This is a genomic window from Nitrosomonas sp. Is79A3, from assembly GCF_000219585.1.
GTDB lineage: Bacteria > Pseudomonadota > Gammaproteobacteria > Burkholderiales > Nitrosomonadaceae > Nitrosomonas.
The window spans coordinates 1,668,952-1,682,864 of record NC_015731.1; the positions used below are offsets into that span (position 1 = coordinate 1,668,952).

Genomic DNA, 13,913 nt, shown 5'->3' on the forward strand with positions numbered 1-13,913 from the left:
ATAGATTTTCGTCATGACAACTATACGTTTCTGGGCACTTATTCTCGGCCCTCTATTAGCAGCAATACTTGCCATCACCATGAATGCATTCGGTTGGGATGCCAAAGCCTGCTGGACAGGCGCCGTTGTGATCTTGTGTGTCGTATGGTGGATTTTTGAACCGATTCCGATACCGGCTACTTCGATTATTCCGCTTGCGGTTTTTCCACTGGTTGGTGTTCTGTCGAAAGAAGAAGTTGCCAAGGCCTATGGCAGCGATCTGGTTTTATTGATGCTGGGCGGGTTCATGATTTCCGCTGCGTTGGCGCATTCCGGTGCACATCATCGACTTGCTCTGGGGCTGATCAGGATAGTCGGTGGGGGTAGCAGCCGGCGCATTGTTTTTGGGTTCTTGTGTGCGTGCGCCGTGCTCAGTATGTGGATTTCCAATACGGCAACCACGTTGATGATGTTGCCGCTGGCGCTCGCTGTTATCGCTCAAAGTAACGATAAGAAGCTGGCTTTACCCTTGTTATTATCGTTAGCTTACGGGAGTAGCATTGGCGGTCTGGGTTCTCCCATTGGCACGCCGCCGAATCTGGTTTTCATGCAGGAGTATGAGAACTTCACGGGTACTGCTGTGAGTTTCACGCAGTGGATGAGTTGGGGCGTGCCCGTTGTTCTACTGATGATACCGTTGACTGGTTTGTGGTTAACGCGTCATTTAACCTATGTGGGCGAATTGGCTATGCCGCAGGCTGGCCCATGGCGCCCGGAAGAGCGGCGCATGCTAATTATCTTTGGTTTGGTTGTTCTGGCCTGGGTAACGCGCACGGAACCGTTTGGCGGCTGGAGCACTTGGCTCGGTCTTAAGGGCGCGACGGATGCGACGGTTGCGCTGATTGCTGTAGTCATTATGTTTCTGATTCCCAATGGCCGTGACGGAAAGTTGCTGGATTGGGATACGGCCGTCAAAGTGCCTTGGGGTATTCTGATTCTTTTTGCAGGCGGTATTGCGATTGCTCAGGCTTTTGTTGAGACCGGGTTGTCGAAATCGATTGGCGAACATTTGACGGTACTTGCCGGTTTGCATCCGCTGATTATTATCGCATCCGTTGCATTGATAGTTACCTTTCTGACGGAAACAACCAGTAACACGGCAACCGCTGTTTTATTAATGCCAATTCTTGCGCCCGCAGCCGTAGCTGCTGGCATTGATCCGGCTTTGTTGATGGTGCCGGCTGCGATGAGTGCCAGTTACGGGTTCATGATGCCGGTGGGCACGCCACCGAATGCGATTGTATTTGGAACCGGCCTGGTGCCAATGACCAGTATGGCGCGCGAAGGATTGGTGCTTAATTTTATCGGTGCAGCAGTCATTACGTTGGTGTGCTACGTGTTGATCGCCTGATCACGTCTGGGCGTAGACCGTTGTCAAATCTTTCCCAATCAAAATAAGGCCCCGGATCGGTTTTGCGACCGGGGGCGATGTCGGAGTGCCCGGCGATATCCTTGATCGGATAGTGGCCGCATAAGCACTGTGTCAGTGCAATCAGTGTTGTATATTGCGCATCAGTAAACGGCGTGATATCACTGCCTTCCAGTTCAATGCCAATCGAGTAATCATTGCAGCGATCTTTGCCTTGCCAACTGGATACACCGGCATGCCAAGCACGATCATGACAGGACACAAACTGAATCACCGCACCATCCCGGCGAATGAAAAAATGCGCGGATACTTTGAGTTCTTGCAAGGATTGATAATACGGATGCGCCTGCGGGTTGATTTGGTTGGTAAATAATTCAATCACCCCATTGCCGCCAAATTCGTTCGGCGGAAGGCTGATGTTATGGATCACCAATAAGCTGATTTCCGTGCCCGCCGGGCGTTCATCACAATTGGGTGAAGCGATAAATTGAGCGGTATCCAGCAAACCGATAGCATCAATGGGCATGATAGAATGGATTGATAATTGAATGTCCGTGCATGGTAGCTTACCTGAACAAAACTTGAAAACTGGAATCGCATGAAGCAAGGCAAATTCATTACGCTAGAAGGCATTGACGGCGCGGGCAAATCGACTCAGCTTGCCTGGATTGTCGAACTATTGCAGCGTGCGGGATTGAACACTGTTGTTACGCGGGAACCGGGCGGGACACCATTAGGCGAACAACTACGTACTTTGTTGCTGGATAAGTCCATCACGATGCATCCTGAGACAGAGGCGCTATTGATGTTTGCTGCACGCCGCGAGCATTTGGATAAAGTCATTTTGCCTGCGTTGACGCAAGGCCAATGGGTGATATCCGATCGTTTTACCGATGCCAGCTTTGCCTATCAGAGCGGAGGCAGGGGATTGGATGGTGGTAAACTGGCGATTTTGGAGCAATGGGTGCAAGGCAAGTTACAGCCCGATTTGACGCTTTATTTTGACGTGCCGGTGGAAGTAGGGCAACAACGCGTCAGTCAAATCAAGAGCGTTGATCGTTTTGAAAAAGAACAAGCCGATTTCTTCCAGCGAGTTCGTGCCGCTTATCTGGACAGAGCCAAACAATTCCCTGAGCGAATCAAGCTTATCGACAGCAGTCAGTCTTTGTCCGAAGTCAAAGCTGCAGTTGAACGCACACTGAAAGTTATGCTGAATCATGGCTGATATTTTTATCTGGCAGCAGGAAATCTGGCGGAAATTGACGCAGAATCGCGAATTTCGCGGGCATGCATTATTGCTCAAAGGGAAAAAGGGAATCGGCAAATATGAATTTGCGCGTCAACTGGCGAAATCTTTGTTATGCACTGCGCCGACTGCAGCGCATAAAGCGTGCGGGGAATGTTTAAGCTGCGGATGGTTTGAACAAAGCAGTCACCCGAATTTTTATCCGGTCATGCCGGAAGCGTTAACAGTCAATCCAGGCGAGCATAGCGAAAAAGAAGAGACCGAGGAAAAATCCGGCAGCACTGCGACCAAGAAAACCGCCAGTCAGCAAATCGGTGTCGATCAGATCCGCAAACTGACCGATTTTGTTTATATGACCGGGCATCAAAACGGTTACAAAGTTATCCTGATTTATCCGGCTGAAGCGATGAATACGGCATCCGCCAATGCGCTGTTAAAAAAACTCGAAGAGCCGCCGGAAAATGTTCTGTTTATTCTGGTCACGCATCAAGCGCAACGTTTGTTGCCGACGATACGCAGCCGTTGCCAGCAAATCGCCATTCCGGTTCCCGATGTTGAAACTTCTGTGGCATGGTTAAAACAGCAGGCGATCAGTGATCCTGCAGGTTGTCTCGCAGCCGCCAGCTATTCTCCATTACAGGCTTTGTTGTTGGATAAAGGGGAACATGCGGCGCACTATGAGCAATTCATCCAGCAAATCGGTCACCCCAATCAACTGGATCCGCTTTCTCTGGCCGCTGCCTTGCAGCAAACTAGTCTTTCTGTCGTCGTCAATTGGCTGCAAAAGTGGTGCTACGACCTGGTCAGTTACCGCACCACCGGGAAGATTCGCTACTATTTGAACCAGTTGACTCCAATTAAAACACTAAGCGGGCAGATTGATTTACTGGAATGTATTACTTTTGCCCGGGCTTTAAATGCCAAGCAACAACTGTCGCATCATCCGCTGAATCCCCGGCTGTTCCTGGAAGAGCTGTTCATTGGCTATGCAGCGATGATGCGTAATAAATAATTACTTCTTCTCAAACTTATCATCCGCCTTCAAGACTTTCAGCGCCGCACTGGCGCACACTTCATCAAACTCAATCCCCGGTGCGCCGCCCACGCCGATGCCGCCGACCACTTCACCGCCGATCTTAATCGGAAAACCGCCGCCCAATAACAAAATATTTTCGTTCAGTCGGGTCAAACTTTGCAATTCCGGTTTTTGCGTCACCAGTACCGCATATTTATGCGTCGAATCGCGTAGACTATTGGCGGTGTAGGCCTTGCGGCGGCTGCTATCTAATGTATGCGGCCCGGCACCATCGGCTTTTAGCTGTACTTTGAGCAATCCGGATTGGTCGACAATGGCTACGCTGACTTTGAAGCCATCGTCATGGCATTTTTTGATTGCCGCCATTGCAGCCTGGGTTGATAATTCCAGCGGTAAAACCTTTTGCGTCGGAAAATCCTGCGCGAAAGCGGGAGTGGATAATGCCCAGAGTGATAGCGTTGAAACACCGATTGCAAATTGTTTAAGTTTGTTTGTCATGATCAAGTCCTTTGAGTCAATTTTAGGGATATATAATAAGACACGCAGTGAGATTATCACTACTTTCAAGTCAAGGTGACAACATGATTATAAAAACGATCGATTATCAGGATGGCGATACACAACTCGAAGGCTACCTGGCCTATCACGATACCGGCAAACCCAAACCCGCCGTGCTGGTGTCGCACGACTGGAGCGGGCGGCGTGAACTGGCGTGCAAAGGCGCGGAAAGAGCCGCCGATATGGGTTACGTCGGCTTTGCAGTGGATATGTACGGCAAAGGCATATTCGGTGCAGATGGCGACGCGGAAAAGAACGGTGCGTTGATGGCGCCGTTTGCGCAAGATCGTGCCTTATTGCGCCGCAGGATCAACGCCGCATTGCACGCCGTGCGGCAACTGCCGCAAGTCGATGCCACGAAAGTTGCCGCAATGGGTTACTGTTTCGGAGGCATGTGCGTGCTGGAACTGGCGCGTTCCGGCGCGGATGTCAAAGGCGTGATCAGCATTCACGGCATTTTTGCACCCGGCAACGTTGCGAATGAACCAATAACTGCCAAAGTGCTCTGCCTGCACGGCCACGACGACCCGATGGTGCCGCCGGAGCAAGTGCTCGCGTTTGAAACCGAGATGACCCAAGCCAACGTGGATTGGCAAGTGCATGTGTATGGCGGCACAATGCACGCTTTCACCAACCCGAAAGCCAATAATCCGAGTTTTGGCACGGTGTACAAAGAAGTGGCGGCGAACCGGGCGTACCGGTCGATTGCTGATTTTTTGGGGGAAGTGTTTGTATAAAAATTTTTAAGCCTTCGGCCTGACCGTCTCGCTCCGTCTCGACTGTCTGCCCGAAGGCAATCTTTTTGAGGCCTACCGGCCTCCTCTTGCCTGTCTCTTTCAACCTAGAGTCAAGCGGAACCCGATGTCGATGAGGCGATTGACAGGTCCGCGCCTGAAGCGGTAAGCGGAACGCACTTCCCCGCCATTGAAGTTCCAGGAACCACCGCGCAGCACGCGGAAAGTACCGTCTGCTGGACCAACCGGATCGGTCACTGCTCGAGTGGAGTATTTTTCCTCATACCAATCGGTGCACCATTCCCACACATTGCCATGCATCTCATATAATCCCCAGGGATTCGGCAGCAACGATTTAACCGGAACAGTTCTTCCACGGTACAGGCCTTTCTCTCCACCCGCATAGGGATAATTGCCATTATAATTTACTTGCTCTGGTGTGATATTTTCTCCAAAGCAGAATGGTGTTGTGGTACTGGCACGGCAAGCATATTCCCATTGCGCTTCGGTTGGTAATCGGACGAATAGTTCCGGATAAAGCTTGTTCAATTGTGTGATGAATTGTTGTACTTGATTCCAACTGATATTTTCTACCGGAAGATTCGCAGTATCCTGAAAGCGGCTGGGATTATTTTCTTTTCCCATCACTACTATCCATAAGGCTTGCGTGCAGGCGCTATCGGCCAGCCAAAAGCCATGTGATAATGTTACTTGGTGCTGGGTTTCGTTATCACTGCTTTCCGGTTCCGATTTTTTCGAACCCATCAGAAATATTCCAGGAATGATCCAGCGGAAGCGCTGGCGGATACCTTGATAGTTCAAATCCATGTATAAACCAAACCGATCCTGACCCCATTCGCTGGCCCAGGGGGCGGGGAAAGCGGGCGGTAATAATGTGCTATCCATTTTGGTTGTACACCTGTTGTATGAAATTTGTTGACGGATGGCGCTACGCTTATCCGTCCTACCAATCTTATTTTTTGTAGGATGGATAAGCGTAGCGTCATCCATCGTAGTCCAATTCATTTCCGGCGAATCAATTCCTTTCACCGGTCTCCCATGCTTCTGCTTCACACCCCGCCCAATCCTCTGGGTAAATCCCCTTCTTAACCATCTGATGAAACGTTGAATAAGGCCAATCTTTCACCGATTTTACCCAGCCATGCTTTACCGGATTGTAATGGATGTAATCCATATGAGCAGCATAGTCTGCGTCATTGTGGATAGTGTGTTCCCAAAAACGCCGCTGCCAGATGCCGCGTTCATGGCGTTTGATCCGGGCCTCAGAGCGGTATTCTATTTTGGGAATTGATTTGGAGAAAGTTTTCTTGATCAAGCGCCAGCGGTTGGAATAATCCGTATCCCCCTCGGGTAATGTCCAAATGCAATGCAAATGCTCCGGCAGCACAACCCAGGCATCAATATGAAACGGATACAATTGCCGAGTTTTCCGCACGGCTATGCGCAGTTCGTCAATATGCGTAACCAGCCATTGCGATTTGCGGTCAAGCAAATTAGCCGTGAAAAAATAAGTGCCACCAGGTTGCCGGTTGCGCCGGTAGTTTGGCATGGGTCAAGTTGTTATCCAGTGAATGTGTAGTAATGTGTGATGAACCTAAACTCCTCTGTTAGGTCACTCCAATGGCCAAAGAGGGTGGAAGGAAACCGAGGAGCTGTGAATTTTTCGGTCTGGTCGCAATAATTTTGTTAATGATATAACGTACAAGTACGCCCCAATGATCCGCTATGGTCAACTGAGGCGCATTTGCCAGAACATGATCAAGACCTTTTCGTATATTGGAGATCATCGACTTGATATGATCTCCGGCTGCGTGAGTCAGAGTGAGCAGCAATCGGGATTGACCGGCATGCTGGGTCAGGCGGGCAATGCCGCTGAGCAACATGGGACGGCTAGTGATTGCCTCCAGGCGTGTCTTCGGGTGTGCCAGTCTGACATACCAACTCCACCAATTGTAGATGAGCGCGACTGCTCGCGCTGAGAGGTTGCAACGTTCCAGGTCTTGCGTGGTATAGCCACCCCAGCCCCATTGGTTTTTCAGCTCATCGAAGCCATTCTCGCAGTCGGCCCGATCCCGGTATAACTGGCCAATGGCGTCGAGGGAGTAGTTTGTATTGGTCACCAATATAGCGTATTCCCAGAGTTTAACCTTGTCTGAATGGTCAATGAAGTGGAGCATCGGCTGCTGGTTCTCATTGCTCGTCTCGGCTGCCGCCATGCTGTCTTTGATTCGCCGCCGCAGTACCACTACACGCCGCGCACCACTCCAACCCGTCAGCCGAAGCTTGCCTTCCACCGCGTCAAAGCCTTGCCCCGCGTTCTGCCAGTCGCCTTGCTGCCATTGCCGCTCGATCAGTCGCTTAACTCCGGCAGTTTGCCGTAGCTTGAAGAGGTAGTGCTGTTCAATTCGCTCCATCTCGACCATTACCCCCTGATTGCCAAAGGCACTGTCACCGCGCACCAGGGCGGGGCGTTCCTCGGCAGCGAGTCGCTCAATTAGCCGGCACAGGCGCGGTAGGCTATGTTTCGCCGCACTGGCTTTACCGCTTTGTACCTCGACATCGAGCACCAGTCGAATGTTGCCGATCCAGTAGGTGTGCAAAGTATGGCTCGGCCGTCCCGGCTTGGTTGGGTTGTAGCCAATCTCGGCACCTGCCTGGTGACCATACAACAGTTTGACGCTGGTGTCGGCATCGAGTATCCAGGGTGTGCGTAAAGATTCTTGGGTACTCTCACCCAAGGCTTTATCCATCCATGCTGTGCTCTTCGCCAGTTGGACTGCGTGGGCAGCGCGTTCTTCTTCGCTACCATACTTCTTGCATGGGGCCGGTGCCAAGTGCGCCAGTGCGCGACGCAGACTCTCGTCACTGATGATCTTGTTCATGCCGAGTATCCGGGGAGCAACTTCATCGCCGCGCAGCCCGGCAACATGTGCATAGCGCCGCTGTCCATCCAAGATCGATAATAGCCAGGTGCCAAGCACATCAACTACCTTGGGTGCGTTGGGACTGGTGTAATCCATTGGACATCCATCCACCCAGCGGGTGAATAACCCAGAAACTTCCAAAAACTCGGCAAAGAATGGTAATTGCCCCAGTGCTGTGGCGCTTCCGCCTTCGTCCCAGCGAACGTGAAACCGGCCACCAGGAGTGGCTACGCTTTGTTCAGCCGTCGTTTGTTCCGTCTCCTGCAAAGTAGTATTGATCGCCTCGACCAGTGTCTTCTTCTCAAATTTAATTTCACCCATTGGGTGAGCCTCCTATTCTGTCGCAAACCCTTACCAGAAATACATTCGTGGCAATTTTACTGGAATCAACTGAGGAAAATAGGATGAATGAGTAGGACGGATAAGCGCAGCGCCATCCGTCAAGATGATCAATTTCATTGACCACAAATTTTGTATCCGTATCCAATTTTGTTAAAAAATACACCGCAATGATGCAGGATAATGGGGGAAATGTAAGGGGTGATGGATAGTGTGTCAATGGTGATGGGTGGTGTGAAAGATGGTTATGACGGATGGCGCTGCGCTTATCCGTCCTACCTTGCTATCCATTTTGGTTGTACACCTGTTGTATGAAATTTGTTGACGGATGACGCTACGCTTATCCGTCCTACCTTGCTTAGTTGGAGGAGTCCATTCCATTCGACTACCTTGCTAGGACCAAGCGGAACCCGATGTAGAAGTTGCGCTTGACAGGCTCGATTCCGGCGCGGCGAGCGGAACGCGTGTGCCAGTTGAGGTCATACCAGCAACCGCCACGCAGGACACGGTAAGTACCTTCATCAGGACTAAGTGGGTTTGTTACCGCTTGTTTGGGGTATTTGTCATGCCAATCCGTGCACCATTCCCACACATTGCCATGCATTTCATACAATCCCCATGGATTCGCCGGCAATGATTTTACCGGCACTGTTTTCTCACGATATAGGCCTTTCTCGCCTCCGGCATAGGGACGCTCGCCATTATAGTTGACTTGCTCGGGTGTGATATTTTCTCCAAAAGAAAACGGTGTTTGGGTGCCAGCACGGCAGGCGTATTCCCATTGCGCCTCAGTTGGAAGATTGGTGTACAAATCCGGAAACAGCGCATTTAATTTTTCGATAAATTGCTGCGCATCGAGCCAAGTGACATTTTCTACCGGCAGATTCGGATCATCCTGGAAATGGCTGGGATTTTCAGCCATTACCGCTGTCCATAATGCTTGCGTACAAGCGCTGTCGGCCAGCCAGAAACCATTTGTCAGTGTGACTTCATGCTGTGTTTCGTTATGGCTTCTTTCCGGTTCTGAATCCGGGGAGCCCATCAGGAAGGTGCCGGGGGTGATCCAGCGGAAGCGTTGGGTGATGAGCTCTTCAGAAGAGGATAATTCGGTAATTTGAGGGTGTATGAACAGATCTGCATAAAGGCCGTATTGATCGATACCGAATGGTAATGGAATAAGCCAGGAACCCGCCCTGCCTGCTTCCCCAGTAAACCACTTGGCTGTATGTGCTACGCCGCGCCAGGCCGGCAGCCTGACAGATAAGCCTTCGGCATTACACCAGATGTCGGTAGCCCAATCAGGTTTGTCGATGGCTTCCAGTTCCAGCCGCTGCCATGCGGTTTGTATCGTGATGATGTCATTATTTAAGTTGAACGTTTGACCAGTGCGTATCATTGACGGGTTTTGGTCTGCCGGGGAAGAAAAGCGGTAAGTCGGCGGGAATGCAGGGTGTGCGTCAAATTGAACGACTGGGGGGACAACTTCAGTATTTTGGGTACGTTGCTGGCAAATCAATTCACCGCGCGATCCGATTTGCTTGACTTGCCATTGCACGCGCTCATTGTGCTTTTGTTCATCCAGCACCCATAACAGACGGCTTGGATCGAAACCGGGTTCTAAGTGATCAGGCCATCGTCCTGCGCGGATATCTTCTTGGTGTGCCATTGCGTATAAATCATACGCCAAGTCATCCATCGAACTGCGCCAAACATCTGTAGGAAGGCAATTCAGAATCGTTTGGCACTGCATCAGTAAAGCATTTTTTTGCGTTGTTTCCTGCGTCGTCGTGGCGCACAATCGCTGGAAATAGTGACGGATGTCATTGGTTTGATCACTAACTTCCATTACGCAGTGATTGAGTGCTTCCAGTCGATGCAGACCTTCGAATGCTTCTTTATGATGTTCTTGCACGCATTGCCACAATTTCGCGGACTCGGGTGAGTGGGTAAATTTTTGTTGATACCGCCGATGGTATTTTTTAATCACTGAGTCATGCACGCGAATACCAAGGCTGGTTCGATGGACATCGGGATGATTCCAGATTTGGCTTTCCAGCTCGCTACTTCCCCATTTTAATTGATCACGTAAACGCCGCAGCAATCCCTTGTCAATCAAGGGTAAAGGCGATAAAAGTGTCAGAATATCTTCGAATTTCTCCGCGGCAGGTTGGGGTAACCTAAAACCGCGTCGGTTCGGGTGGCGAGGTACGCGATAGGTATCATTTAGCGGATTTGGGTTGATTAACCGGCATAGCGATAAGTTTTGTGGTGATTGGTCTGCGGGGCTCAGTGTCAGTATCGGTGCTGAATGGGTGTGCAAGTGTCTAAACATCCGTTGCCAGCGAATCCGCGCTTCAGGATACGAGTCGCTGATTCCTAAGTCACTCAAAATTAGGATTGCTACATCGGCAGCAGGCACACGCCATGTAAACCAATCATCATTTTCTTGTGTAGGCCAGGCAATTACCTGCGCAGGCAATTTACCCAGTGTATCTTCTTCAAATCGCAAGGAAGTGACAGCCTCTGTGCCCAACAGCTTCTTAAGCTGCGCGATAATGTCAGCGAAATCAGACCAGTAAGGTTCCAGAGCAGCTCGGGTATCCACGATGATTTGTAAGCGCTGCGGCCAACGATTGCGGGATAGATTAGGCAAGCGCCGTATGGGCTTGGCATTTGCTAACCACCGAGTTACCCGCGGATAATCTATTTTGCCGGTTTTCTGGGGCTGCCCTAAACCGTTATGCAGAAACGGCAGCAAGCGCGACATTGCGAATAATGGGCGCGGAGGCGCGAATTGGAAGGTGCCCTTAGGTGCTGATTCCGCAGTCAGACGATAGCTCGGATCGTGCAGATAATGTGGTTGGTTAGTATTTAAATCATTTGACTGGGTGAGTTGTTCACGTTTGTTAACGCGTAAAAATCGGGCAGAAGGGCGTGGAGCAGGTTCGCTGGTGGTATTGATTGGTAACGAGGATTCAGGTTTGTGCGTGTTATCGGAACTATCGCTATCGGATTCGTGCTGAAAAGACGAGATTTGTAGCGGTTTTGTTTCGTAGCCGAGCACTTGCGCCATTTTTTGCAACGCTTCGTCATTTTCTCCCGCTGCATGAATCAGTACCAGTCGCTCCCAAACCATCGTTATTGATCCAATTCTTTTTTCAAGGCATAGGACGCAATTTTTTCCAGGCGCTGTTGTTGTTCATCATGGTTAAGACTTTGTAACGCACCGAGTAAGTCAATGTATTCTGCAAGTCCGGGCGGATAGCGGGAATAAGTGCTTGCAGTGCGATCGCTCCAAAGCAATTCGGCTGCTCGCAAATACACGGGTTCGGCGATGCGTTTGCCAAAATGCAACTTGCCGCGCTCGATGAGCCAGCTGTATCGTTTTTCGATATCACCTAATTTTTCAGTCGATTCTTCCATTCTCAATGTGTGTACCAGGCAGCGGCGCACAAAAGCTGTTGGGAGTTCCCGCTCTTCATTGGTGGTGATTACGACCAATAGGCGCGCAGGATCGGCTGTGATTGGATTCTTGAAGGCTTCGTTCTCATCATCGGGATTAATATAGGGCACAGTGAATTGATAATTGCCAAGCGTTTCGAGCAAACCATTGGGTAAATCCGGTTCGGCTTTGTCCATTTCGTCCAGCAACAACACCACGCCATCCGGACTGGATACGCGCGAGTTTGGGATGAATTGGGGTTTGGGGCGCCATTTGTTGGCGCAAGCATGATATTGTAATTCTGCCGATTGCCAGTCATACGCCCACCAGAAAGCGCCCGGTGATAAGAAATGCCGCGGATTCATCCGGTTTTCCCAATCACTTTCGGATAATCCCGGCTTATTACTCATGGCTTGCGCTTCACCCAGTCGGCCGATAGCGTCAAAATGCCAATGCAAATCACTCAATTCCGTATTGCCGCGAATCACTTCGCTGACAAATGCTCAACCTAGCTGCTCAGCAATGGCTTTGGCCATTTGACTTTTTCCGGTACCCGGCTTGCCGCGGACCAGTAACGGACGACCGGCAGCATAAGCAGCCCAGAGTGCGTAACAATCGTTCTCATCAAAGATATGATGCAGATGTTTGCTTGGATTTGAGACTCTTAAATCCGGTGGAAGAAAATGTTGTAATTGTGGTGGCGTAAACATAAGAATTTCCCTGTTACTTCAGCGATAGAAGCGTGGCATATTGGTCAAGCAATGATTTTGGATCATGGTAAGGTGATGATGTATCTTTACTTGGGCTTTGATTAAAACAAACAAACTGAATATATTCAGCTGATTGTTGTGACATCTCCGGATACCATGTCTGAATTTCAAACAATTTGAGTGTAGCTTCCGACATGAGGTAATAGATCGGTCTGCGGTTGACATTAAAATGTGATTTTGCAAGTGTATAAATACCATCCCGGAGTTCTTGAGGTTCAGGGGGATATTGATCCGATTTATGCAAATCTTTGTAAATCGGTGCTAGCAGCTGCATTTCGGTTGCGTTGGGTGAAATACTATCAAATAGTGCCATTTCATCGTTACCATTTGCCGGTTGCGCAATTCCTTTGGAATCTAATTTAAATCTGGCCTGCTGTAACAGGCTTCGAGAGACAATGACTTCAACATACGGAGGATGCATTAACGAGTATCTGCGACTTATACTTTTGTTGGACAATTGCTTCATCTTCAATTGATGATTGAACCACCAATTGGAATCGACACTGTTGATCAGCAGCCAACCGCCAATCTGAGTTGCTTGAAAATGACATTCTCCCCATTGCTCCGGGTTGGAAAATTTTAATTTTTCTCGTTTGTCTTGTATGACGCGAGTTAAAACAGCAATAGCATTTTCGAGTTCGCTTTCGTCTACCCAATGTTGCGCAATATCATTTGCCGTTATCCCTGGCGCTAAGCCGATTTCACGTGCTAACTTATCGATTGCCACAAAATTGGTTTTTAGAATCTCAGTCACTTCCCTTTTGATCGTACTATGCAGTAATTCTTTTTCTTCTGCGACTGCTGAGTGTATAGCGGCCCGGTTGGCAATAAGGTAATCGCCAAGTATTTTGTCTTTATCGCCGTGCTCCAACGATGGGTGAAGTTTATCCAAATACGGTGAAATGACGTTTTTCCAAACGGTTTCGATTTGTTGCCACGCAGCTTCAGGATCGGTATTGAGTAGGCGTGCCAGTTCGTCACGGATAGCTTTGTTTTCTTCCCAGTATTTTTTTGCATTCGTCCATTGATATGCATTCATATTTTCTGTGACCCGGATCGGATGGATAAAACGCCGATCAAGGTCAGCCCATTGGTCGATGGTGACCAGCTCATACAGCGTATAAGCAGATTCGAAGTAATCGAGTGTAAGGAATATGAAAATGCAGCGAGCGGAAGCCAATTCATCCATAAAAGCTTTGATGCTTTCACCTGGCTTGATTTCCTGATTGTCATAAACAAATTTGATATTTTGATCCGAGCAATGCTTTTCAAGCAATTCGAGTGCTGTTGCATTGTGTGTATTTCTCTGGCGATAGGATAGGTAGGCTGTTATTGGAATTTGGTTTGCCGATTTACTGGTCGAGTTGTTTTGTTCAGTCATTGCATAGTTAATTGAAATTATTTTATCTGGCTGTGACGAGCGGCGGATCGGGAT

The 13,913-nt window shown here is 49.6% G+C and carries 13 protein-coding genes; 4 read left to right on the forward strand and 9 right to left on the reverse strand.

Annotated elements, in window-relative coordinates; translation table 11 throughout:
* Positions 1-13 precede the first annotated feature (13 nt).
* Positions 14-1,390, forward strand: coding sequence for an SLC13 family permease (locus NIT79A3_RS07735; RefSeq protein WP_013965659.1), 1,377 nt, complete (start codon positions 14-16; stop codon positions 1,388-1,390).
* Here the strand turns inward: NIT79A3_RS07735 and ampD are convergent.
* Entirely contained in the window at positions 1,359-1,934 is a 576-nt protein-coding gene (gene ampD, locus NIT79A3_RS07740) for a 1,6-anhydro-N-acetylmuramyl-L-alanine amidase AmpD (protein ID WP_013965660.1), read from the reverse strand. The genes NIT79A3_RS07735 and ampD overlap by 32 nt on opposite strands.
* Positions 1,935-2,006: 72 nt before the next feature.
* On the opposite strand from ampD, the gene tmk reads away from it, so the two are divergent.
* Together tmk and holB are read left to right on the forward strand one after the other, a co-directional pair.
* Positions 2,007-2,633: a dTMP kinase gene (gene tmk, locus NIT79A3_RS07745; protein WP_013965661.1), complete on the forward strand. Its 627-nt coding sequence runs from the start codon at positions 2,007-2,009 to the stop codon at positions 2,631-2,633.
* Complete coding sequence (holB, locus tag NIT79A3_RS07750; RefSeq protein ID WP_013965662.1) at positions 2,626-3,666, forward strand: DNA polymerase III subunit delta'; 1,041 nt, start codon at positions 2,626-2,628, stop codon at positions 3,664-3,666. Before tmk ends, holB begins: the two co-directional genes overlap by 8 nt.
* Here the strand turns inward: holB and NIT79A3_RS07755 are convergent, their stop codons facing one another.
* Positions 3,667-4,188: a heme-binding protein gene (locus tag NIT79A3_RS07755; RefSeq protein WP_013965663.1), complete on the reverse strand. Its 522-nt coding sequence runs from the start codon at positions 4,186-4,188 to the stop codon at positions 3,667-3,669.
* Positions 4,189-4,235: 47 nt separating this feature from the next.
* On the opposite strand from NIT79A3_RS07755, the gene NIT79A3_RS07760 reads away from it, so the two are divergent.
* Positions 4,236-4,985, forward strand: a complete 750-nt coding sequence (locus NIT79A3_RS07760; RefSeq protein WP_348225750.1) for a dienelactone hydrolase family protein — start codon at positions 4,236-4,238, stop codon at positions 4,983-4,985.
* A gap of 99 nt (positions 4,986-5,084) precedes the next feature.
* On the opposite strand, the gene NIT79A3_RS07765 is transcribed toward NIT79A3_RS07760, so the two are convergent.
* The 7 genes from NIT79A3_RS07765 to NIT79A3_RS07795 all read right to left on the reverse strand — a co-directional run bounded on the left by NIT79A3_RS07765 (position 5,085) and on the right by NIT79A3_RS07795 (position 13,859).
* Positions 5,085-6,032: a formylglycine-generating enzyme family protein gene (locus NIT79A3_RS07765; RefSeq protein WP_198009403.1), complete on the reverse strand. Its 948-nt coding sequence runs from the start codon at positions 6,030-6,032 to the stop codon at positions 5,085-5,087.
* Complete coding sequence (locus NIT79A3_RS07770) at positions 6,019-6,552, reverse strand: transposase (RefSeq protein ID WP_013965666.1); 534 nt, start codon at positions 6,550-6,552, stop codon at positions 6,019-6,021. The genes NIT79A3_RS07765 and NIT79A3_RS07770 overlap by 14 nt, the downstream gene beginning before the upstream one ends.
* A gap of 58 nt (positions 6,553-6,610) precedes the next feature.
* Entirely contained in the window at positions 6,611-8,248 is a 1,638-nt protein-coding gene (locus NIT79A3_RS18265; RefSeq protein ID WP_013965667.1) for a transposase, read from the reverse strand.
* 403 nt (positions 8,249-8,651) lie between these two features.
* Complete coding sequence (locus tag NIT79A3_RS19440; protein ID WP_013965668.1) at positions 8,652-11,402, reverse strand: formylglycine-generating enzyme family protein; 2,751 nt, start codon at positions 11,400-11,402, stop codon at positions 8,652-8,654.
* A gap of 2 nt (positions 11,403-11,404) precedes the next feature.
* Positions 11,405-12,175 carry a hypothetical protein gene (locus NIT79A3_RS07790; protein ID WP_156797044.1) on the reverse strand — a complete coding sequence of 257 codons (771 nt, stop codon included), beginning with the start codon at positions 12,173-12,175 and terminating at the stop codon, positions 11,405-11,407.
* Positions 12,176-12,211: 36 nt separating this feature from the next.
* Positions 12,212-12,418 carry a hypothetical protein gene (locus NIT79A3_RS17870; protein ID WP_049785356.1) on the reverse strand — a complete coding sequence of 69 codons (207 nt, stop codon included), beginning with the start codon at positions 12,416-12,418 and terminating at the stop codon, positions 12,212-12,214.
* A gap of 13 nt (positions 12,419-12,431) precedes the next feature.
* Positions 12,432-13,859 carry a toll/interleukin-1 receptor domain-containing protein gene (locus NIT79A3_RS07795; RefSeq protein WP_013965669.1) on the reverse strand — a complete coding sequence of 476 codons (1,428 nt, stop codon included), beginning with the start codon at positions 13,857-13,859 and terminating at the stop codon, positions 12,432-12,434.
* Between the last annotated feature and the right edge of the window lie 54 nt (positions 13,860-13,913).